The sequence below is a fragment of the Empedobacter sp. ULE_I140 genome, from assembly GCF_053482575.1.
In genome coordinates, this window is record NZ_JBQMTX010000001.1 from 3240754 (window position 1) to 3265525 (window position 24772).

16 protein-coding genes and 1 pseudogene are annotated in these 24772 nt (G+C 30.8%); 3 read left to right on the plus strand and 14 right to left on the minus strand.

Translation table 11 applies throughout. From position 1 onward, the window contains the following. Positions 1–10 precede the first annotated feature (10 nt). The 9 genes and pseudogenes from ACTS9J_RS15580 to ACTS9J_RS15620 all read right to left on the minus strand — a co-directional run bounded on the left by ACTS9J_RS15580 (position 11) and on the right by ACTS9J_RS15620 (position 9477). Positions 11–751: pseudogene (locus tag ACTS9J_RS15580) on the minus strand (DUF4184 family protein). A gap of 39 nt (positions 752–790) precedes the next feature. Beyond that, positions 791–3508, minus strand: a complete 2718-nt coding sequence (locus tag ACTS9J_RS15585; protein WP_448353448.1) for a COG1470 family protein — start codon at positions 3506–3508, stop codon at positions 791–793. A gap of 102 nt (positions 3509–3610) precedes the next feature. Continuing rightward, positions 3611–4636 carry a hypothetical protein gene (locus tag ACTS9J_RS15590; protein WP_448353449.1) on the minus strand — a complete coding sequence of 342 codons (1026 nt, stop codon included), beginning with the start codon at positions 4634–4636 and terminating at the stop codon, positions 3611–3613. Further along, positions 4626–5432 (minus strand): molecular chaperone, encoded by an 807-nt coding sequence (locus ACTS9J_RS15595; protein ID WP_313252711.1) that lies wholly within the window; start codon positions 5430–5432, stop codon positions 4626–4628. Before ACTS9J_RS15595 ends, ACTS9J_RS15590 begins: the two co-directional genes overlap by 11 nt. A 49-nt stretch (positions 5433–5481) precedes the next feature. After that, positions 5482–6015: a hypothetical protein gene (locus ACTS9J_RS15600; RefSeq protein ID WP_448353450.1), complete on the minus strand. Its 534-nt coding sequence runs from the start codon at positions 6013–6015 to the stop codon at positions 5482–5484. 168 nt (positions 6016–6183) lie between these two features. After that, complete coding sequence (locus ACTS9J_RS15605; protein ID WP_448353451.1) at positions 6184–7047, minus strand: helix-turn-helix domain-containing protein; 864 nt, start codon at positions 7045–7047, stop codon at positions 6184–6186. A 228-nt stretch (positions 7048–7275) separates the two neighbouring features. Beyond that, the gene (gene deoC, locus ACTS9J_RS15610; protein ID WP_180905763.1) at positions 7276–8019 is read right to left on the minus strand and encodes a deoxyribose-phosphate aldolase; all 744 of its coding nucleotides are present in this window, start codon (positions 8017–8019) and stop codon (positions 7276–7278) included. A gap of 9 nt (positions 8020–8028) precedes the next feature. Continuing rightward, a complete protein-coding gene (locus ACTS9J_RS15615) occupies positions 8029–8502 on the minus strand; it encodes an Lrp/AsnC ligand binding domain-containing protein (protein WP_180905762.1) in 474 nt (157 codons plus the stop codon). Between the two features lie 27 nt (positions 8503–8529). After that, positions 8530–9477 carry an endonuclease/exonuclease/phosphatase family protein gene (locus ACTS9J_RS15620; RefSeq protein ID WP_448353452.1) on the minus strand — a complete coding sequence of 316 codons (948 nt, stop codon included), beginning with the start codon at positions 9475–9477 and terminating at the stop codon, positions 8530–8532. Positions 9478–9829: 352 nt separating this feature from the next. Here ACTS9J_RS15620 and ACTS9J_RS15625 point away from each other — a divergent pair, with 352 nt between their 5' ends. The 3 genes from ACTS9J_RS15625 (at position 9830) to ACTS9J_RS15635 (ending at position 17113) form a co-directional block, all read left to right on the plus strand. Beyond that, complete coding sequence (locus ACTS9J_RS15625) at positions 9830–12040, plus strand: NADP-dependent isocitrate dehydrogenase (RefSeq protein ID WP_448353453.1); 2211 nt, start codon at positions 9830–9832, stop codon at positions 12038–12040. Positions 12041–12265: 225 nt separating this feature from the next. Next, on the plus strand, positions 12266–14620 hold the full coding sequence (locus tag ACTS9J_RS15630) for a hypothetical protein (protein ID WP_448353454.1): 2355 nt from the start codon (positions 12266–12268) through the stop codon (positions 14618–14620). A gap of 129 nt (positions 14621–14749) precedes the next feature. Next, positions 14750–17113 carry a TonB-dependent receptor domain-containing protein gene (locus ACTS9J_RS15635; protein WP_448353455.1) on the plus strand — a complete coding sequence of 788 codons (2364 nt, stop codon included), beginning with the start codon at positions 14750–14752 and terminating at the stop codon, positions 17111–17113. A gap of 43 nt (positions 17114–17156) precedes the next feature. Here ACTS9J_RS15635 and ACTS9J_RS15640 read toward each other — a convergent pair whose 3' ends face one another. The 5 genes from ACTS9J_RS15640 to ACTS9J_RS15660 all read right to left on the minus strand — a co-directional run bounded on the left by ACTS9J_RS15640 (position 17157) and on the right by ACTS9J_RS15660 (position 24770). Then, the gene (locus ACTS9J_RS15640) at positions 17157–20540 is read right to left on the minus strand and encodes a hypothetical protein (RefSeq protein ID WP_280050062.1); all 3384 of its coding nucleotides are present in this window, start codon (positions 20538–20540) and stop codon (positions 17157–17159) included. A gap of 93 nt (positions 20541–20633) precedes the next feature. Then, entirely contained in the window at positions 20634–22265 is a 1632-nt protein-coding gene (locus ACTS9J_RS15645) for an ArnT family glycosyltransferase (protein WP_125349996.1), read from the minus strand. Beyond that, positions 22249–22884 (minus strand): lipid-A-disaccharide synthase N-terminal domain-containing protein, encoded by a 636-nt coding sequence (locus ACTS9J_RS15650; protein ID WP_221855455.1) that lies wholly within the window; start codon positions 22882–22884, stop codon positions 22249–22251. The genes ACTS9J_RS15645 and ACTS9J_RS15650 overlap by 17 nt, the downstream gene beginning before the upstream one ends. Then, complete coding sequence (locus ACTS9J_RS15655; protein WP_448353456.1) at positions 22884–23597, minus strand: glycosyltransferase family 2 protein; 714 nt, start codon at positions 23595–23597, stop codon at positions 22884–22886. Before ACTS9J_RS15655 ends, ACTS9J_RS15650 begins: the two co-directional genes overlap by 1 nt. A 123-nt stretch (positions 23598–23720) precedes the next feature. After that, a complete protein-coding gene (locus ACTS9J_RS15660; protein ID WP_448353457.1) occupies positions 23721–24770 on the minus strand; it encodes a glycosyltransferase family 9 protein in 1050 nt (349 codons plus the stop codon). Between the last annotated feature and the right edge of the window lie 2 nt (positions 24771–24772).

A 24772-nucleotide genomic window follows, 5' to 3' on the forward strand; every position in this document is an offset into this window, starting at 1 on the left:
TGATAACCTTTTATTTTTTTATTAATAGTTTCTCCATTAACCCAAAAATAATCAAACTCAAAAAAATACTCATTCCGATAACGACAATGATGTTGCTTAATCCAATTTCTATTGGGAAGAAAACTAATCGTATTGTGGAAATAATAGTTGTAAATAGAACTACTTTTAACCAAAAAATGTAATCAAATTTAGTTTTTAGAAGAATTTGTTTTGGCATTTTATAAATCCAAAAAGCGATAAAAATCGTACCTAAAAAAGTGCTAAAATGTTGTTGAAATTTATACCCTTTTACTTCGAAATTTTTGAAAGGAATTTGAACCCAAGTTTTCTGTAAAGCATGAAAATGTTTCGCAAAAAATCCCCATTCATGGGTAAAAGCATCCCAAGAAAGATGTGAATATGCACCTATTATAATTGAGAGAATTACAATTATCCAATGTTTTTTGAAATAATCAATCCAATCAAAAATTAGGAATTGAGCAAATCGTTCTTTAAAAAAATAAGGTAAATGATGAATTAAAACATTTCGGACAAATAAGTGAAAAACGAAACAATAAATAAGAGCAATTGGTAAATCAAAATACAAAACGCCTCAAAACAAATGAATATACGTCGCTACAATCTCCATTCGAGAGAAATATTCTAAATCTGGCGACATCGAACCAATGATTAATCCCGTCATCGAAAACCAATTCGATTTTAGCTTTTTTAGCGCAAGAACAATTGCTGGATGGCAAAAAGTTAGTGGCATTTAGGTTTTATTTTGATGCAAAGTAAATCAAAATATCCATTAATTACCAAAACGTTTGATGTTAACTTTTCGCTCCTTAATTTTCAAAATAAGCGGTTCATATTCTGTATTTTGTTCCTTTTCTACCGTTACTTTATTCAAATATGTTTTTGCATAAACATGTTCTGGTAAACTATTTTCTACAAGATGAAACGTATAATTTCCGACAGGTAAAAAAGCTGTATATTCACCTCTATCATTTGTTTTAACTGTAAAAACCTGTCCATTTTCGTGATTAAAAATCAATGTAAATCCGAATAAATTTGCCGAAACCTGATACTCCAAATTTGAAGATAATTCATACTCAACTTTTCCTCTCACAATACCAGTTTGTTGCATTGGAATAGAAATAGAAGTCGTTTTCGCATTGATATTAACCGCGAAATCTTGTGCAAACCATTTTTGTCCAGGAAGTTTGATTATATAATTACCATAAGGAACTTTTTTATACTTGATATTTCCTTCTAAATCTGTAATAAAATTCGTTTCATTTATCTTTACATTACGACTATCAGCCACTTTATCACCTTCATCAAAAATACCATTTGCATTGTAATCATAAAACACAAACAAATTCAATGTTCCTTCTTTTACATCTGTCACAGTGCGTTTCGCAGGCAAATTATATTGAACACCAACCTGCAAATAAGTTTGTTTGTTGTTAAAAGTTTTCGAATCATAATGACTAAAATTCGCTTGTGTACTTACAATAAAATTATCAATTGGTTGATAATCCACAGAAGCTCCAAAAGTTAGGGTATTTCCAAAATTTTTGTCAATATTATAATAAGTAGAAACTGCTGTATTTAATTTTTTTTGAAAAAAGCTTTGACGAAAACTCGCCGAATTTGTAAAACGTTCTAATTGATGATTTAAATTATTCATCGAATAAACTTCTGCAATCATCATACTTCCTCTTTGATAAATTGAGTTTAACTGAAAGTTTTTAACACTCCACGTTAATTGTCCATAAACAATTGGATCAGCATTTCTCAATTCTTTTAGTTCAGAAAATCCTCCCAAAGCATTCAACACCAACTGATGCACACGAGAATTAGACAACCACGTAAATGTTCCGTTCAAATAAGCTGATTTAAAGTCCATCGGCATATACTTAAACGTCTCATAATTCAGAATATTTGATTTTTCTAAATTCAATTTAGGAGAAATCGAAACATTAAAATGACTTGCCAATTTGAATGATATACCCGTCTCAAAACGTAACGCTTTCGACTCATTCGCTTTTGTATAATTCATCAAATATGGATCGATAGATTTCGGATTGTTATTGGTAACCGTTAACGAAGACCACAACGAAAATTTAGAAAACGTTCGTTGAAAACGCTGATTAAGATACAATGCTCCACGTCGCGTCCCCGGATAATACCCCGAACTGTAATAATTGGAACTATAAAAATCAAATTTACCAATTGTTCCAGAAACATTTGCAGAAACCGATAATGAATTTTCAACATCATTTGTCTCTTTAAATTTTGACAAACCATACCCAAATTTCACTGAATGATTCCACTTATTTGGTGTAATCCATTTGTAACCATTTGTCAAAATAAAGTTCGTTGTAGAAGAAGTTCTATCTAACAAAGCTGTTGTTTCTAATTCGTTTTTATCTTTTATTAAAAATCGTCCATTCGCAAAAGTTGTGTTGCTATTCTTGAAAACATCGTTCGTCAAATCATCTAATAAATTATAATTTTTTTCGACCGTTCCGACTACAATTCGGTTATCATTCTTATCATAATTATTAAACAACATCACTCCTCGTCCGTTAACTGGAATATCAAAATCGTTGTTATTGATTGATCCGATTAAAATTCCTTTGTCTTTGCGTTGATATTTCACCCAAGAATCTGTCAAAACCATGTCTTGATTCTTATTCCAAGTTGTTCCATTAATATTATATGCAAATTCATTCAACCCAACCGAAAATTCTTGATGAGCCATTAAGTTATAATTCGCATTAGCAGAATTAATATCGCGAGCAGTTAATCGAACATAATTTGAAGAAAAATTGGTCCAATTCTGATTTAGCATTGTTGGATCTATATACACACGATTGGAACTTGCATTCTGTATCGTAAAAAACACATTTCCTGCAAAATCTTTGGTCGTTGTATAACCCGAAACATTTGCCTGAAAACTTTCAATTTTAATCATATCTCGGTCGACATATTTAGAAAATCGAACAATTTTTTCTTGAAAAGCTTCAACTATAAGTCGTTTGTTATTATAAGTATAACTTCCTCTGAAATCAGGAAGTACATTGGTTAACAAAATTTCTTCGGCTTGATTTCCCATATTCATTACTTTTAATTCATAATGAATAGAATCTCCTTCTTGACGGTAAAAAATATTACTCTGGACAGGAAAAATTTTGATGTTTCTCTTTTGTAAAACAACAACTGAAGTAACAGATTTTCCTATTTCTTTTTTACTTAAAAAATCAATAATATTGAATTCTAAATCTAACTTCCCAGCCATTTGCGATTTACTCACCGTAAATTGCATAGGAATAAAAGCCTTCTTGTTTGGATTGATTTTTATTTGAAGATTATCTTGCGAATACGATCTTATAGCCGAAGGGATTTTAAGTCCTAGACGAGCATTTATCGTATCATTGGTTGTATTTTCTAATTGAAGAATAACAGAAAAGTTGTTGCTATCTTCTAATTTAACTTCTTTTATTGTACTAAATTTCAAACCATTATTTATAGCTTGAGCACGCAAATTTTGTCCGCTAACAAGCATAAGCAGAATAAAAAATACGCTCCGAAAATAATTGATTGAAAAGAACATATTGTTTTACAAAGGTGTAATCGTGTACAACAAAGAAGTTGAATAATTCCCAGGTTTACTATTCAAAATTTTATTATCCGACGGAGTTGTATAATAAATAATATTATACTTTTTTGAAGCTGTTTTAGAACTATTCGTCATCAATGATTGATTGTAATTCGAAAGTTTTATAACCTTAGAAAGATTATTTGTTTCGGTGTCTTTTATCTGAACATTGATTGAATTTAATTCCAAATTCTGCGCATCACTTGATTGTAAATATTGATTAATCGACGAAACTTGAATATCGTAAGCTGTATCAGAAGAAACAATTAAGCCATTTTGATATTCTTTCTTCACACCATTTCTATAATCTTGTATTGTATTGAAAACCAATTCTGCATTTACAGCAGAACCATCGACCGCAATAGAAAACGCCGGAGCTGATTCGTAATTTCCGTTTGGACTAATTTGCATTTCAATCGGAAAAAGACTTTTACCAATCAGGGTTCCAAATTCATTCAATAAAGAAAACTCGAATTGAATAGGATAATTGTTCCATGATTTTAGAGCATTTAGATATGTTCCTGCATCAATCACAATATCATAATTCAAGACAATTGCTCCATATTTTCCTGCTGATGTTGCTATTGTTAAAGGAGAATTTCGAATAAAATAATTTGGAGAAAAACTCATCGCGATGTTATTCTGAATAACTCCTAATTGATTTATTGTAGGATAATTCTCTGAATAATATTGAGAAGTTGTATAATTATTAAATTTTAGTTTCAGTTTTTCGACAGGAAATTCTTTTTTCTCAGAATTTACAATAGGCGAAACAACACGCGCAACTAAAGACCAATTTTTATAATTTAAAGCACCAGACATGTGCATTTCTACAGCCACAACATTAGCCGTCGTAACTCCATTACTTCCATTTACTTGCACCCAACCTTTATTATGAGCATTTAACGTAAACTGAGCAGAAACTGCCATTGTCAACAATAATGTAATTGTTGAAACTATTTTCTGAAACAAATTATTATTTATCATTTGAGAACGTCAATTCAGCAATTTTCAATTGATCATCTTTCTCAAAACTTAAAGTTGAGGTAACAATATACGAGCCTTTTGGCAAATCCTTTGGCAATGGTATATATACAATTCTTTTATCAGTTGGTAAACTATAAAAAACTGCATCTTGCAATTTTATTTGTTGACCATTTTCTTGATTAATGATTTCATTTGTAATCGTTCCTTCGCTCCAAACATTTCCTTCATTGGAAATATTAAGCACCAAACGATTTTCAGTTTTATCGTAAACAAAATTTGTAAACTCTACATTTGTATCACGTGCAATATTTAACCGTTGATAAATTTTGATACCTGTACGAATCGAGAATATAATATTTTCTCCACTTTTATTTTGTCCAGCAATCGGATTTGTTTGCGTGATGTACATCATTGCTGTATGCACACTCTCTGTGTTTATCTTTTCTGGAACTTGCATCAGAACTTCTATTTCTTTCGATTCTCTTGGCAAAAGTGTAAATGTATTACTTGGTAAAACTGTGATCCAGTTTGCATTACTTGTTGGTAAAGTATTAGGTTCAGAGACAACATTACCTCCAAACTCATCATACTTCCAATCATTAAAAGAAACAGACAACTCTAATGTATGTACATCACTTACATTGGTTACCATAATCTTTTTACGCTCAGACTCACCAGGATTTAACGCAAAATAAGTCCTTGGTGGACTTACAGTAATACCTGATTGTGCACTAATCTTAGTTGAAACGATTAATGCTAAAAAAGAAACGATTGTTAAAAAACGAAGAACTTTCATAAGCAAAAACAGAAGTGATATTTTTCAATATCACTTCCTATTTTTTATATTATTGTGCTTCTATTGTATAAGTTACAGTAGTTGTATACACGGTAGGTTTCTCAACATTGTTATATTTGTTAACATAAGCGTCTCCTCCTTTTCCATTATACGCAACGTTGAATTTTAAATCTGTACCACCAACTTTACTAGAAATCAAGTTTTTGTCTGATGTATCTAATACAACTTTACTGAAAGTTGATTTTGATTTATTATCTGAACCTAAAGTTGCTACTAAGTTAATTGTTTTTACAGCAATTTTACTTTCACCTTTTTCTCTAACTAAGTTTTCATTTTCAGATCTTACTTTTACAGCAAAACCACCAGTACTATATACAATTAAGTGGTCGATCATGTTTGATGTAACACCCTTAGAATAATCGTCTTTTGTTGTATATTCTAAGTTTACTTCAGTACCACCAATAACAATTGTTTGAATTGGGTTTAATTTTACATTCAATTTTGCTGTTGCTGTCTCTTGAGCTAAAGCCATTCCAGAAACTAATCCACAGAAAACTGTTAAAAAAAATGCTAATTTTTTCATGATTTTATAATTTGTTAAAATTTATTAAAAAATATTTGTTAAATAAACTGGTAGTTTGTATATTTAAGATTGGTTATTCTCAAATGCGATGCAAATGTAGAAGTTGTTTTTTATTCTTAAAAGATTAAATCATACCAAAAGATGATGAAAAACGACATTTCTAACTATTTAATTCGGAGTGCTTTGTCTGAATTTAGTCGGAGAAATCCCAGTGTTTTTCTTGAAAAACGCAGTAAAATTGGTTTCTTGAAGGAAATTGAGTTCCAGCGCAATGTCTTTTATTGACATTTTTGAGTTGACTAATAAAATCTTTGCATTTTTCATCAATTCTTCCACAATCATTTCTTTTGCTGTTTTTCCAAAAACGATTTGAGTTGCTTTATCTAACCTTCTTTTTGTAATAAAAAGTTTATCACTGTAAAAAGATACTTGTTTATTTTCCTTGACATTTTCTTGTAAAAGTTTTTTGAATTTTGTCGCAAGTTCTACATCAAAATCATCTTGTATAAATTGGGTTTGCATATCAAATGTTTCCATTTGACCATTGATAATAATACGTTCCAAGAGATTATGAGCAAGCTTCATATCTAATTCATTTTCGAATGCAGTAATGAAATATTGCAAATAATTAGCCTCAAAAATTGGCGCAGAACAAATTGTATTCTCAACAATATTTATAATATCTCGCGAAAAAAGTGTAGAATTTTCTAACTTCAAGTTTTCTTCGATTGATTTTGAATAAAATTCTTGTTTAAAAACAATATAATAAGCATCAGTACGAGTAGTTTGTTTCACAAATTCTTGAGAGATATTGGGAGCTATAAAAAGAAAATGGTTTTTAGGAATCGAATATTCTTTTCCATTTATTTTATGAACAAATTTTTTAGAACCAGACCAGATTATTCCAAAATAGTCATCAACGGATAACTCTTTTCTCAATTTTTCTGTATGTAGGATATCATTCAATTCAAATGCAGTTATACCTACATCAAAAACCAAATTATTATAAACTTTACGATTATTCCACAACATACGTCTATACTATTTTATCAGTGTTATCAATGCAAAATTACGACCATTTTTAACCAAATTACTTGATATAAATCAAGTTATAATTTTAGTGCTCCAAAAATAATAAAATACAATATGCTATTTAAGTATTTTAAAAAATTAACTAAAAAAGAAAGCTTATTTTTAATGAATAAAAAAAAGTCTCAATAAATATTGAGACTTTTAAATGTATTATAATGTAGAAATTTTCTAATAACCTTTTGCTCCTTGCTCTCCTTTTACAATCGCTAAAGCAGATGATGTTCCAATTCTTTTCACGCCTAAAGCGATCATTTTTTCAGCTTCTTCTGTTGTGCGAACTCCACCAGAAGCTTTCACTGGAAGTGAACCTGAATTTTCAAGCATCAATTTAATAACATGCTCGTTTGCTCCATTTGGTTCTCCATTTTCAGTTTTATAAAAACCTGTAGAAGATTTTACAAAAACTTTTGATGCATTTTCTTCACCTGCTTTCTCTAAAACAGTATCACGAATTAATTGTGTTATACCAACAATCTGTTCATCTGTTAAAGCAGCAGTTTCGATAATCCATTTTACAACTTTACCTTCACGCAATGCGACTAATGTTGCAGCTTCTACTTCTTCTTTTACTTTATCGCTATCACCTTTTTTGAACGCTTCGTAGTTTACTACAAAATCTAATTCATCGGCTCCATCAGCAATTGCTTTTTGCGCTTCTCTCAACTTTTCATTCAAATCGTAAGTCCCTTCAGGAAAACCAATTACAGTTCCCAAAACAACATTCGATTTTTTCTCATCCAATAATTCACGAACTGATCTTACATAATCAGGACGAATCATTACCGCATAGATATCATTATCAATAGCTTCTTGTGCTAACTTATGCACCATCTCTAATGTATCAGAATTCGAAATACCTGCTTGTTCAGGTGTTTTAAGATACGTCGAGTCTAAATATTGATTAATATTCATCTTTGTATATTAAAGTTTTATTTGTCTATCTATTGGTTGCTCCAACGAAATTATAGTTTCTGTACGTGTAACGCCATCAATTTGCTGAATTTTTTTGTTCAACACATTCATTAAATGTAGATTATCACGACTCAAAATTTTAAGGAAAATCCCGTAATTTCCCGTTGTAAAATGAGCTTCCACTACTTCTGGAATCTCTTCCAAAGCTTTCACAACTAATTTATAAGAAGAAGGTTTGTCCATAAAAACACCAACAAATGACATCGTTGAATAACCTAAAATTGTAGGATTTACAATTACTTTAGTTGAATCAATCACACCAGAAGCTTCTAATTTCTTGATACGTTGATGAACTGCCGTATTTGATATACCTAATTCTTTTGCTAATTGCGAAACAGGCATGTTAGCATTGTCCATAAAGGCATTCAGAATCAACTTATCGATTCCGTCAATCTCAACCTGACCATTTTCGTGGATTCTCACCTATTCTTAAATTATACTGCTACAAATTTAATATTTTAAAATGGTATAAACGGGAAAATGATCGCTATATCCACCGAAATATTTTCCGCCAACAAAAGTTCTGAATGGCAAACCAGTTGATTTTCCGCCTGTATTCTTCAAAAAATCAGCATCAAAAATATCTGTTTTTATATATTCTAAATTTGATTGAGAAGTAAAAAATCCTTTCGAAAAAAGCTGTTGATCAAACAACATCCATTGTTTTTTAAAGATCATCGAACCTCTTTTATAGGATTGTAGACTGACCATTGGGTTGAATAATTCGTTTCTGTTTATTTCTTCTTGTTTAGAACGTGTATCCAATTCATCAATTAAGTCAGAATTTGTTGGAGAATCATTAAAATCTCCCATCACTACAATTTTTTCCGAATAATTTTCGGTTAACAAATCGTTAATTCTTTTTCGAATCGTTTTAAAAATATGTTGACGTTTTAATTGATTGACTTCTTTATCAATTTTAGAAGGTAAATGAACAATAAAAAGATGAATAATTTCGCCAACTAAATTTCCTTTCACATATAAAATATCCCGTGTGTAAGATTTTGTATCATATTGATCTTTAAAGACAAATCTAATTGGTTCGCTTTCTAAAACTTCAAAAAATTGTTGACGATAAATTAATCCAACATTTATTTTTCTTTCGTCTAATGATTCATATAAAAGTGTTTTATAATCGCCATCTTTCAAAAAATCATTTTGAATCAAATCTTGCAAAACTTCTTCATTTTCAACCTCAGCCAAACCAACCAAATATGGCAATTCATTTGTTTCTAATTTACCAATTTTAGAGATGCAAAATGCAATCTTATTCACCTTTGTATCATAACGATTATCTTTCCATTTGATAAAATTACTGGGCAAAAAAGATTCGTCTGAAGATTTAGAATAAAAATTTTCGACATTATAAAATGCGATTGTCGCTAAATTTTGTTTCAAAAGAATTGTTTTCTGCAAAATTAAGAAAGAAACTAAGTTTATAAAAATTGGTTTCTTAAGAAGCATTAAAAAGACGACTTTCTCAAAAGTGAACTTATACATAAAATTGAAAAAAAAATCAGTCAAAAATTATCAACTTGAACAATTTTCTTTCAATAAATTATCAACTTGACGACCTATCAAAAATCATGTTAAAAATTATACTAAAATTAGTGTAAATGATTGATTTATGGTCAACTTAATCTGCTAAATATTGTATATTTGCAAAGTTTGCAGTTTCTGCATTCAAAATTGAAAAAATGTATTTTTAATTGACTATTATTAAAATAGTCTCAAAAAAATTTAAAACATAATGTCAAAAATTCATTACACACTTACGGATGAAGCTCCGATGTTGGCAACTCACTCATTTTTGCCAATCGTACAAGGATTCACGAAAACAGCTGATATTACAATCGAAGTTCCAGATATTTCTTTAGCTGGACGTATTTTAGCTAATTTCCCTGAATTCTTAAAAGAAGAACAAAGAATTCCTGATGCTTTAGCAGAATTAGGAGCTTTGGCGACTACTCCGGAAGCAAATATCATTAAGTTACCTAATATTTCGGCTTCTGTTCCTCAGTTAGACGAAGCGATTGCAGAATTGCAGGCGAAAGGTTTTGCTGTACCAAATTATCCAGCTGAACCAAAAAATGAAGATGAAAAAGCAATCAAAGCTAGATACGGAAAAGTTTTAGGTTCTGCTGTAAATCCAGTTTTACGTGAAGGAAACTCTGACCGTCGTGCACCGAAAGCTGTTAAAAACTATGCAAAAGCTAATCCTCACAAAATGGGAGCTTGGGCTACAGACAGCAAAACAGAAGTTGCTTACATGAAATCCGGTGATTTCTATGGTACTGAAAATTCAACTACATTAGAAAACGCAACTGAATATACAATCAAATTTTACGGAGAAGATGGTTCTGTTCAAGAATTAAAATCAGCAGCACCTTTAAAAGCTGGAGAAGTAATTGATTCTTCTGTAATGAACTTAAACTCTTTAAGATCATTTGTTCAAGAAGCGATTCAAGAAGCAAAAGACAAAAACGTATTATTGTCTGCTCACTTAAAAGCAACAATGATGAAAGTTTCTGATCCAGTTATTTTTGGAGCTATCGTTGAAACTTTCTTTAAAGATGTTTTCGTAAAATATGCTGATACTTTCAAAGCATTAGATATTAATCCAAACAATGGTTTAGCTGATTTATTCGAAAAAATCAAAGGTCAACCTCAAGAAACAGAAATTAAAGCTGCAATTGAAGCTGATTTAGCAAACGGACCACGTGTAGCAATGGTGAATTCTGATAAAGGAATTACTAACTTCCACGTTCCTTCTGATATTATTGTTGATGCATCTATGGCTGCATTGGTAAGAAACGGAGGTAAAATGTGGAACAAAGATGGTGCTGAAGAAGATACAGTAGCTATTATTCCAGACCGTTCTTACGCTGGTTTCTACGAAGCTGTTGTAGACGATATGAAAGCAAATGGAGCTTTAGATCCTACAACAATGGGTTCAGTTCCTAATGTTGGATTAATGGCTCAAAAAGCGGAAGAATATGGTTCTCACGACAAAACTTTCCAAGCTCCTGCAAACGGAACTATCAAAGTTGAAGACGCAAACGGAAACACTTTATTAGAGCAAAAAGTTGAAACTTCTGATATTTTCAGAATGTCTCAAACTAAAGACGCTCCTATTCAAGACTGGGTTAAATTAGCGGTTAACAGATCTCGTTTATCTGATACTCCAGCAATTTTCTGGTTAGATAAAGGAAGAGCTCACGATCAACAAATCATCAAAAAAGTTGAAAAATACTTAGCTGATCACGATACAACAGGTTTAGATATTCGTATCATGGACGTTAAAGACGCGATGAAAGAAACTTTAAGCCGTGCAAGAGAAGGAAAAGATACTATTTCTGTTTCTGGTAACGTTTTACGTGACTACTTAACAGATTTATTCCCAATTTTAGAATTAGGAACTTCTGCTAAAATGTTATCTATCGTTCCATTAATGAACGGAGGTGGATTATTCGAAACTGGTGCGGGAGGATCTGCTCCAAAACACATTGAGCAATTCGTAGAAGAAGGTTACTTACGTTGGGATTCTTTAGGTGAATTCTTAGCATTACAAGCTTCTTTAGAGCACGTTTCTCAAACACAAGGAAATGCAAAAGCTCAAACTTTAGCTGATGCCTTAGATGAAGCAAATGCTAAATTCTTAGCAACTGACAAATCTCCAGGTCGTAAATTAGGAACTATCGATAACCGTGGTTCTCACTTCTATTTAGCAATGTATTGGGCAGAAGCGTTAGCAAATCAAACAAAAGATGCTGATTTAGCTGCTAAATTTGCTCCTGTTGCAAAAGCTATGGAAGAAAACGAAGCAAAAATTAACGAAGAGTTAATTGGTGCGCAAGGTAAACCTCAAGATATTGGTGGTTACTACAAAGCAGATTTTGCTAAAACAACTGCTGCAATGCGTCCATCTGCAACATTAAATGCAATTGTTGACGGAATTTAATCTAACAACATTTCTTTATAAATCAAAACCTCGAGAAATTCTCGAGGTTTTTTTGTTAAAGTCTTTTAATTAAATTCATTAACAAAAATTAACATTATTCGAGAAGAAAAATCGTCATTCAATCAAAAGTTATGATAAATTTTAATAAAAAGTATGAATGAAAATCATCTAAATAATGATAATTTTAAGAATTCAAATTCATTCTATTAGATTAATCATTCTCGCATGAAATATATTTATTTACTCGCATTATACTTTTGCTCGATTACAACTTTTGCGCAATCAAAATTGGAAACTGCTATAAAAAGTCTGGATACAAATTACGCTCAGGAAAAAGTTTATTTATTATTTGATAAGAAAGATTATATTGCTGGAGATAATATTTGGTTCAAAGCTTATACATTAAATGGCTACAAACCTAGCTTAATTTCTACAAATCTTATTGTAGAATTATACGATAAAGACAAAAAAATAATCGACCGAAAATTGGTTCCGATTGTAAACGGTGAAAGTGACGGAACGCTAAATACCAAAAACGAAAACGAGGAAGGAATTTACTTTGTAAGAGCCTACACAACGTACATGACTTTCTTCTCAGAAGAATTTCAACATATCAATCAAATTAAAATTTATAATCCAAATTCTAAGTTAAAACTTGTTCCAAATCCAAATTTGAAATGGAATGCGAAAGCTTTTGCTGAAGGTGGAAATTTTATTCAAAATCAGACAACTAAATTTGCTGTAAGATTAAAATCGGACGGAGATTTACCAAAAAAATGGAATGGTTTTGTATTCGAGAAAAATAATCCTACCAATAAAATTACAACATTTGATAATCTAGATGAAAACGTTGCGACTTTTGCGTTGAGAGCAGAAGAAGGCAAATCTTATCAAGTACAATTAAATGACGAAAAAGGAAATCAACAAATTATTGATTTACCTGAAGCTAAAAAAGATGGGATTCTGATGAAAGTTGTTCGAAATAGCAAAGACATTGTGATCCAATTAAAAAGCATCAATCAAGAAAATCCTTTATTGAATCATAAAATTATTGGAACAATTAATAATGAACTTGTAATGAGTTCTCAAATTGTAAAAAGTGTGGAATCGGTTTCAACTTATGTTCCAAAAGAGGTTTTAGACAATGACAAAGGTATTTTGAACATTGCCATTTTTGATGCAAATGATATTCAGGTTGCTCATCGTTTGATATTTATCAATCCAAAAGAATCGTACAAAAAACCTGAAATTTCTTTCGAAACAACGGCTAATCCACGAGAATTAAACACAATTAAGGTAAAATATCCTGAAGAAATTAATTTTTCGGCTGTTATCAAAGATCAAAAAAATAATGATGAAGACAATTTAATTTCTGCAATGTTATTGACGCGAGATTTTAGTTCGAAAATTAATCATCCTACACAATATTTTAAAAATAATGAATTCTCAGAAAATCTGGATGCGCTTTTAATAACAGAAAAATGGAAAAGATTTAATTGGGAAGATTTAGTGGTTGGAAATATCGTAAAACCTACTATTGACAACGATCGTAGATATCTTTCCTACAAAGTGAAAGCATATAATAACGGGAGAGAATTGAGCAATGCTTCGTTGAGTATTATTTATAAAATGCAGAATAATGGAAAAGAATTTGCAACGCTTGATACTGATTATGAAGGAAACTTCGAGATGAATAATTTGTTTTATTATGGGCCAATGGCGATGAATTATTTCTTGAATTCGGAAAATGGAAAATCTGCCAACAACGGAACTTTAACTTTATCTGTTGTGCCAAATTATAAAAGTACAAGTTATAAATCCAAATTGCCTGCAACGCCTTATTTATTAGAAGAAATTACGAATAAAGAAGAAGTCGAGAAGCAGAATACGTATAAACAGAACATCAAAATCATCAATGATAAAAGTATTCGTCTGAAAGAAGTTGTTGTAAAAGCGGATAAAAAATCGAAAACTGAGAAGCTGAACAATGAATTAAGTAGCGGAATGTTCAATAACATAAACGAAACTGTGATAGATTTCGTAAACGAATCTCAGCCAATAGAAGGTTATACAAATATTATGGACTTTTTAGCTGGACGAGTTGCAGGATTAACGGTTTCTAACGGAGTTCCAAAAATTAGAAATTCTGAAGTTGCAATTTATTGGAACGAAATGAAAATGACTTCAGATAATTTAACTAGTATTAATCCTAGAGATATTGCGATGGTAAAAATTTTCAAAGGCGCTGGTTTACTTGGTAATGCAATTGCAATTTACTCTAAACGAGGAAGTGATGCGCCAGTTGATAACACGCCTATGTTACCTAATAATTTAATTCAAATTGGTGGTTATAATCAATCCCTTCCATATTTTAACAATGATGATTACGAATCGCTTTACAACGATGTTCCGAATGACATAAGAAGTACTTTATTTTGGAATCCTAATTTGTATACAGCTCCAGGAGAAGACACAGAAATAGAATATTTCAACAACGATAAACCAAAAGATTATCAATTAACTATAATTGGTTTCGATGAAAAAGGAAATCCTGTTTATTATGAAGGAAAAATAAATTAAATCAAAAACCTCAAGAGATTCTCGAGGTTTTTGGTTTTAATCAAATTCGTCGATAATATAGTAGGGTTTGTCGATTTTAAAGTTCAAAAAGAATCGATTTGGAGAATATTTGTTTAAAATTAATTCAACATGAAAACATTTATTCAACTTATCATTTTATTTAGCGCTAGTTTTCTATTTGCTCAAAACTATACACTAACAGGCGAAGTTATGGAGCAAAATAAAGCGCTTCCTTATGTTGACATTACCTTATCTAATCAAGACACAATTATCAATTTAACAACAGATGAACTTGGAAAATTCGCTATTGAAGCAAAGAAAAATACGTACAAATTTGAAATCAACTATTTTGAAGAAATTGTTTTTCAGAAAGATATTCAATTGAATAATTCTATCGATTTAGGAAAGATTGAAATTAAAACATCTACAAACTTGAAAGAAGTTGTCGTTGGAGCAGAAAAGAAAATCATGGAACGAAAAATCGATCGGTTTGTTTTCAATGTAGAAAATTCTACTTCAGCGGCTGGCGGAACTGCAATGGATGTTTTGCGCGTCACTCCTGGTTTGAATGTAACAAATGATAATATTGCGGTTTCTGGAAAAAATTCTGTAATGGTTTTGATTGATGACAAACCAACTTATATGTCACAAACGGATTTGATTAATTATTTGGAAAGTATTAGCGCTTCTGATATTTCAAAAATTGAAGTCATCACGACTCCGCCTGCAAAATATGAAGCAGAAGGAAATAGTGGAATTATAAATATTGTAACAAAAAAAATAAAAAATAATAGCTGGAATTCCACTATTGGAGCATCATATACGCGAAGTAAAAGAAACACAGAGCGCTACAATGCAGCTTACAATTTACAAAAAGATAAATGGACAGTTCAGACTTCGTTGAATGCTGGAGATAGAAGATTTCTAAGAACATGGAACAACGAATTATTTTTCTCTGACGCGCGCAGACATAACATTTCTTACACAGATTATATTAATAAATATCTTGGAGGGCGATTCTCTGTTGATTATAAATTAACCGATAAATGGACAATTGGTTCTAAATTTTCATTCAACAATTCGAAATATAATTCAGAAAATCCACAAGAAATGTTTTTCAAGAATTTAGCGAACGAAGTTTATCAAACAAATAAAGGAAATTCTTTTGAAAATAGTAAGACGAATCAATCTTTGGTCAATCTTTATTCTGAATTTGCACTTGATTCATTAGGTAAAAAGATTTCGTTTGATGCCGATTACGCCAATTATTCATCTCCAATGAATAGAACTTATGCAACCAATTCTTACAAAAATAATCAGTTAATAGAAAATTCTTTTTTTAGTGGAAAAAGTAATTTAAACAATCGAATTGAGAATTTTTCGACAAAAATTGATGTAGAACTTCCTTTAACAAATTTCAATTGGAGTTTTGGTGCTAAATTTTCGCAATCAAAATCAAATAATTTGGTTGAAGCATATAAAGCAGACGAAAATTACAACTATACATTTGATGAAAATTTGTCGAATCTTTTCAAATACAAAGAAAATAACGAAGCAATTTATTTGAACGGAAGTAAAAAGTTTGGAGAAAAATGGCAGATGCAAGCTGGTTTGAGATTAGAAGCAACACAAACAGAAGGTTTTTCGAGAGAAAATAATCAAACGAATAAAACAGATTATATCAAACTGTTTCCGTCATTTTATTTGTTGCATACTTTTGATAAAAGTAAAAGTTTAGGAATTAATTATTCGCGTCGTATCAATCGTCCAAATTACGAAAGTTTAAATCCTTTTCGAATGATACAAAACGAATATGTTTACAACGAAGGAAATCCTTTTTTGAAACCAGCTTTTACACACAATTTAGAACTTACTTTTACTTACAAAAAATTTGATACTCGACTTTATTATTCAAGTTTGAGAGATGGTGTCAATCAAGCTTCAATCATTGATGAGAACACAAAACATAATACTTTTGTTTGGATGAATTTTGTAGATTCGGATAGCTTTGGTTTGAGCCAAAATATGACGATAAATCCTACAAAATGGTGGTCAAGCGTTACTACTTTTGAAGTTTCTTATTCGAGCGCAAATGTTGCAATTTCTTCTAAGCGATTCAAAGGTTGGTCGAGTTCATTATTTTCGACAAATGATTTTACGCTTAATCAACAAAAAACGATGTTTATTAACTTGATTTATTTTCAAAATTTTGGAGAAACTTTCCAAAATTATAAACTAAAACCTTATGCTCGTTTCAATCTTTCGTTCAAATATTTGATGTTAGATAAAAAATTAGAATTGAGTTTGAATGCAACAGATATTTTCAAAGCGCAAGAATATTTATCACAAAATAACAATGGAATCGTACAAACTTTTGCGAATGTATGGGATACTCAAAGCATAAGAATTGGATTGAATTATAAATTCGGAAGTAATAAATTATCAGTAAAAAATCGCGAAACTGGAAATCAAGATGAAGTAAATAGAATGTAAAAATAATAATAAAAGACGATTTTATAAAATCGTCTTTTTTTATTTAAAACCTCGCTTGCACTTGCACACTTCCCGTATGTATTGGCTTATTTTCTTCGGTTTTTCGTCCATCATACGAAATATTCAATTGCAAAAAACTTGTGATTTGCCGTTGGATTTGCAACTGCCAAACAAAATTATTTCCAGCGCGCAAACCTTCCATCATTTGATTTCCAACAACAGATTCTTGGTTTCCGATAAATTTATTGTTGATAAAACTAAAACTTCCCAACAAACTCATTTTATCCGAACCGTTCCATTGAATTTCTGTTCCCAAATCCGACTGATTTAATTGCTCTTCACCCGAAACATTCTTCTTATTTTGATAATTATAAAACAACGACGCAACAAGATTTTTTTCTGTTTGATACGTAATTTTTGGTGATAAACGAAGATTATTTAACTTATATCGTCTACTCAAAAATAATTCAGAATCGCTGTTAATCACCATATATTCAGTATCGAAACTTGCGATTAGATCTTGCAAAATCTTATAACGCGCTTGCAACAAATAACTGTCTGAATCACGGTATTCAGAACCTGTGTAAACATACGTTTGGGATTGTTGTTGATTGTAAATAAAATTTGACGACCATTTATATTGTGTTCCTTGATTAAAGAAAATCGACGAACGAATACTTCTTGTTTTACCTAAAATTTGAGCCGAATTCGTAAAAGGATTCCATTCTAACGTCGTTCCTTCTTTGCGCAACGAGTTACTTGCCGAGATATTTTGCTGAAACATCCAACGATTCCAGAATTCATTTTCGGTATTAAAAACTTGTTTTGGACGAAAACGCAACGTAAAATTGAATTGATTTTTATTCGTTTTCAAATACTCGATTGTATTCGTATACACGCGAATATAATTTGCTTGGTCGATAAATTCTGCCACTTCAAACTCGTCAATTTGCTCAATTCCATCGCCGTTATAATCCGTCCATTTGTAAATTCCCATTCCATCCGAAACTTTTACATACTGAAATTCACGCTGCGGTTCCACACCGCTTCCCACTTCATAATCTACATTTAATTGTAAACCTTGATTGAAAAAAGCTTTGTACCATTTTACGCTTCCTGTCATAAAATCTTCGTTCGGCGCATCTAAAAATTGATAATTAACTCGTCGATAATGGAAATTTAAATTTAATTGATGATTTTGTTTTTGTATTAATGTTGAATTAAAAATAGCTCCTTTACTTTGTTGAATATTTTGCCAAGTCCCTAAACGAACCGAATCGTCTTGACGTTGATAAACCGTCAAATCGATTTTATGACCAAGCGAATCTGCAAAACCTCCTTTCAACTGAAATTCATTCCATTTAAAACTTAAATCTGATTTTTGATTTTTTGTCAAATCATCCATGTCATTATTCTCGCCCCAAACTCTCGCTCCAACCCAAAATTTATTTCCAATTTTTCGTTTTCCATCTACCATATAACGCGCAAAATTGGTATTTTGAAGCGTTGCTTTTGTTGATAAAATATTTGCTTGCGCAACGATTTCGTCTTTTTCAGTTTTATAATTTGCATCAAGTTGATTTCTCAAACCTTTGTACAAACCAGTATTTTCAAGATAATCGAATTTATATTGTGCATTAAATTTTTCTTTCCAAGATGAATTGATTTTTGCTGTGATAAAATTCTGATTTACGCCACTTAATTCTTGTTCCAAATTAAAATCTCGTGCAAATTCAACAGCTCGTAAACGCTCTGCACTTTTATAATTTTTATTAATAAAATTCCATTCCGCATAAGGTGTAATTTTCCAATTTTTGAAAGAAAATGTTTTTTCACCATAAACACGAGTTGCTAAACCAGAATTGTTTTGATCATCAATCGATGAAAATAAATTTTGATCATAATTACTCAAACCTAAATTAAAACCAACATTTCCATTATTTCTCAATTGATATTGTCCATTCAACGTATAAATCTGCAACTTTTTAGGCGAAATTAATTGCTTTATTGGTTCATAATCACCTTGTAAAACTCCAGCAATTGCTTCGTTATATTGAAAGACTTTCCCATTTTGATTCGCATTTATTTGTCGATAATTTCCTTGATTAGCGCCAACATACGTGAAAGCCACTTGATACAATTCATCGTTTGGATCCGTCGAATATTCAAAAATATCTAATCCATTTTGATTTACTTTTCGATACAAGATTTTATTCGAATCATACGTCGTTTTCTCTGCAGAAATGGTGTACATTTTATCTGGATCATTCCCTGCATTTGCCAAAATTTGCTTTTCAGCATCTGTCAAATCATTTCCAAGTGAATTATTCTTCGAATCTCCTTGAGAAAAGAAAAAACCTGACAATTTCAATCGTTCCGATTCGTATTCAGCTCCACCATAAAGTAAAACTTGTGAATAATTTCGAGAATTGTACAAATACTCCACATTAATACGCGTATTTGCGGTAATCAATCGGTTTGAAGTGAAAGAAATTTCTCCTGTATTGTAATTAATTACATAATCATTTTGCTCGCCACGCTCCAACAAAACACCATCAATATATACTTTTTCACTTCCCGAAATAATAATCACATACAATTCATTATTCTTTCCAGAAAGCCTGTAAGGACCTTGATTTCCGTCTTGTCCAACAAAATTAACACGCATAAATTCACCTCGTGTAATGCTTCCAGAAGCAAAAATATTGGTCGAGGATTTTTCGCTTTTTAACTGAGTTGACAATTGTAAACCTGTTACTTTTTGATTAAATGGATTGAAAAAATCTCGTTCTTGATTGGTATTAATATCAATATGTCCAGCTCTAATTTTCGAATTTTTACTGGCTAATTCGATGTAAACTTTATCAAATTCTTGCAAATTTTGCGTGTATCCATCCGATTCTATTGGCACATTATTATCCGCAATCGCCGCATTTACTGTAATATCATCCGATAATTTTCCAGACAATTCCAAATCCAACGAAGATTGCACAGACGCACTTTGATTATTCCCGAAACGAATTCCACGAACCATTGATCCTTTGCTATTCAAACCATCAAAAACATCTTTGTTCGCTTGTTTTGAATTCGGTTCTATTCGATGAAAAATATCAACTGGTTTTGCATCATTAACAATGATATTCGGATTTTTGGCATAAAAAACAGATTCGGCTAATTTTGGATTAACAAAATACTGAATTTTCACCATTTGTTTGGCGATTGAAGAATTGAAATAAACCTCGTTTCGTTCAAAATTTATCGTATAAAATTCTTTTGAAATTGGATTTCCTATTGAATCTAAAATTTGAAATTTTTCTGACAAAATTCCTTTATTTTGCAGCTTTATCGTATCAGAAAGTTGAACAGAATCTTGTCTAAAATTAGGATTTTTCCACCCAAAATGTTGAGCAAAAACAAAACTGTTCACTAACCAAAAACATAGAAAAAATAGAATCCGAAACTGCAAAAGATTTTATTAGAATAACGAAAATTTAAGCTAAAAATTTTACTCGAAATTTAATCACTTTTTTTGAATCAAATAATAGTTTCTTTGGATACGATCGTTATAATTTTTTTGATTTTTTGAAGAATGATTCAAATCGACCACACCAATTTTTTTGATTGAATAATTATTGAAATGATCCGCAAAAAAAGTAGAATCTGACGGACTTGCTAACATTCCAAATTTCTCTTCTTTCGGAAAGATAGTTTTCTTTCCATCGTTAATTGCAGGAATTGAAGTCCCATAATCCAACACTATTTCAGGAACAAAACTTTGCCATTCGTATGTTTTGATTTGATTTTGTTGTTCTAATTTTTTCAGATTTTTAGCAGAAGAATACAATTCTTCGGAAAAAGTTAATTTGGAAAGTGGAAATCCAAACGCAACAACTGAGCACATCAATAAAATAGTTGAGTAAAATATCTGTTCGAATGATTTTATCTTTAATCCTTTAAAAATTGAGATTCCTAAAATTAATCCTACGACAGCAAAAGGAATCGACCAAACCAAAAATTCTGACAAACGATCTTTTGTATAAATAAAAACACCAACTGAAATTGCGATTCCTATTATTCCGTATAAACCAAACGCAAAATTGGTAAAATATCGTTCAGTTTTATTTGATAAATTTTTGAATTCTAATCGTAAATATTCGATATAAAAGCCAATATTCATCGCTAAAGGAATTAAAACTGGTAATAAATATCTTGATTTTTTTTCTGGAATTACAGATAATAAAACCACCGATAAAATCGTCCATAACCAAGCAAATTGATAGGCTTTTTTGTTTGCAACTTTATTCTTTAGATAGGGATAAATCAAACTTACCAAAGCCGGAATTGTCCATAAACCAGATTGCGTAAAGAAACTCCAATAATAATAAATTGGGCGAGTATTATAGCTATGCCAATTGTTCACTTCCTTTTGAGAAGCCGCTAAAAAATGTTCTGGATCAAAATATTTCACATACATCATCCATGCAAATCCTACAACACAACCTAATATTATCGTTAAAATTGTAATTCCTAAATTTCTTCCTAATTTGTATCTATAAACAATAAAATAGGCAATTAAAAAAGGTAAAAATAACGCATACAACGAAACTGGACCTTTGCTCATTATCGAACAAGCCAACAAGAAAAATGCAGCAATAAAATTGAATAAATTAAATTTTGATGATTGAAATTCTTTCACCAAAAACAATATTGCTCCCATCACAAAACTATGCGTGTACATGTCCCAATTGTTATCTCTCCCTGAGAAAAATACGTAAAATGAAGTGATTAAAACCAATGAAGAATTAACAACTTGTTGTTTTGTTAAATCGAAATGCGTTAATGTTTTATAGAACCAAACGACTAATAAAATGGTAATTAGAACAACTGGAATGCGTAGCCAAAAAAAGTTTTCGAAACCAAAAACACTTCCAAAAACAGCTGTAATCCAAGTTGGTAAAGGTGGCTTTTCATAACGAGGCAAACCGTTAAGCGTGGTAAAAATCCAATTTCCATCGTGTACCATTTCTCGCGCCGAAATAATGTTTCGAGCTTCCATAATGTTGGTTTGTAAAGCGCCAAGATTGACAAACAACATCAAAATTGTTACGATGATTAAAAATAAAACTGAATTTTGCTTAATCCACTGAACCATTTTTTTCTTTTCGTTTGATTAATATATTTCGAGCATAAACGATAAATCCCATAAAATGACCAACAAATAAAACGGGATCTTTTCGAATAATCGCGTAAATTAAAATCAACAATGATCCTGTTAAACTAATTGCCCAAAATCCCATTGGTAATTGCGATTCGTGTTTTCGTTCGGAATAAATCCATTGATAGACGAAACGAAATGTAAAAAGTACCTGAGATACGACTCCTAAAAATAAAAGCCACATCGGAATTTTTTCGTTTTTGAATAATAAATCTACATCAAAAATTCCGTTATTGAAGCCATAAAAAACAATTAATGCAGGAAAAATATACAGAAAAATACGTACTATTTTTGGAAATTCTTTCCAATGATTTTGAAGTTGAATATTTCTGATATAGATATAATACGTCAATGTTTGTCCCAACATAATTGAAAAATCATGACGCAAATAACCATATAAAAATAGCAAAACAGAGGCAAACAAGCTAACTTCCCAAAATAATTTTGGTGTAAGAACTTTTTTATTCTTTTCGGAAACAATCCATTGTAAAATAAGACGACTCGAAAAAAGTGCTTGTGCAAGAAATCCAATACTGATGATAACCCAATTTGGCATTATGCTCTTTCTTGAATTTTATAATTGATGTATTTTTCCTTCATCCAAACAAATGCAAAACAATCCATTAACGGTCCTAATAAACGATTCCATAAATTGAATTTTGATTCGCCTGCTATACGTGGAAAATGTTTGACAGGAACTTGAGTTACTGTTCCGTTTTGTAATAAAATCATAGCTGGTAAAAATCGGTGCAATCCTTTGAACATCGGAATTTTTTTCGCTTTTTCAGCATCTATAACTTTTAATGGGCAACCTGTATCATCCATTCCGTCATTGGTAAATGCTCTACGAATAGAATTGGCAATTTTAGATGACATATTTTTCACGAAAGAATCTTTGCGATCTGCACGAACACCAGTCACCAAATCAAATTGATCTGCTAACTCTAATAATTTATTGAAATCTTCTGGATCTGTCTGTAAATCTGCATCAATATAACCAACCCATTTAGATTTCACTGTATCAAAACCAGCTTTTATAGCAGCAGATAAGCCATAATTTTTGTCAAAAGAAATATAATGAAAAGCTTGATTTCTACTACAAATCTCTTTCATAAGAGCCAAACTTTTGTCTTTAGAACCATCATTAATCAATAAAATTTCAGTCTGTTTTATTGACTTTGACAGATATTGATTCATTGTTTCTTCCAATCTTATCAAGTTATCTTCCTCATTATAAATTGGGATAACAATTGTAAACTCTGTTGACATTTTTATATTATTTCAAAGGACAAAGCTATGAAATTATCAAACGAAATTAAAATATTTTTATAGAAGTTAATTTACTCTATATCAAATCAATATAAATTTTATTCAATGATAAAAAACAGCTTTTTAAACCAATAATTTATCCATTTCTTGAATAAGAATCCTCTTATCTTCATTATTAATCAAGACTACAGCATTTCCTACTCCATAAGGTTTATAACGCTCTAAGAAGCTTTGATCTTTAAACAAACCAATTGTTTTTGTAGACGCAGCACAACTCAAATGCATCATACCAGAATCGGCTGCAATCACAAATTCGCAACTTTTCATCAACGCTGCAATTTCTCTCACATCTTTACTATAATAAGTAGGCAATCTATGATTTAACATCGAAATATTTTCGACAGGTAAAATTTCAATTAGATTATATTCTTGCGAATATTTTGGATAAAATAAATTATAAAATTCTATCCACCATTCCTCATCATAACATTTTACACCTGTTGCATACGTAAAAAACGCCAACGTTCTCTTTGAAGGATCTTGAATCAATTCATTTAACATTTCTACTCCTTTCAAAGATTCTTTCTCTGTTAGCTGAATATTTAGAGTTGGAATATCTAAATTCCCTTCTTTATTTTTAAATAATTCTATGAATTTTCTAAACAGATAAACTGGATATTGCGCTTGATGAATATGAATTTCTTGATTCGAATTCATTTCAAATTCATTCCCAAAAATTTTATACTTAGAATTCGCAAAAGAAGTTGAAAGTCGTCCTGAAGATGAATTTTTATCAACATTAATCACTAAATCGTAATCCTTTTTCTTGATTTTTAGCCAAACTTTAGCGTATTGAATCAATTCTTTGAAAGGTTTTTTAGGTAATTCAATAATTTGATCAACTTGAGGATAGTTCTCAAAAATAATCGGAGCGACCTTTCCTTTTACAAATAAGTCAATTTTAATATCTGGATTATATCGGATAATTTCCTGAATCAAAGGTGTAATCAATAGAATATTTCCCAGACGCTGATTGGGTCTGTTTATCAGTACTCTATTAAGTTCAAGAGGTTTTTCTTTGTCTACTTTTGGCAAATTACCATCACCTATTCCTCCTGTTAATCGACGCATAATTGTACGACGAAAATGATTGACTGATTTTTTAAAACTCATTA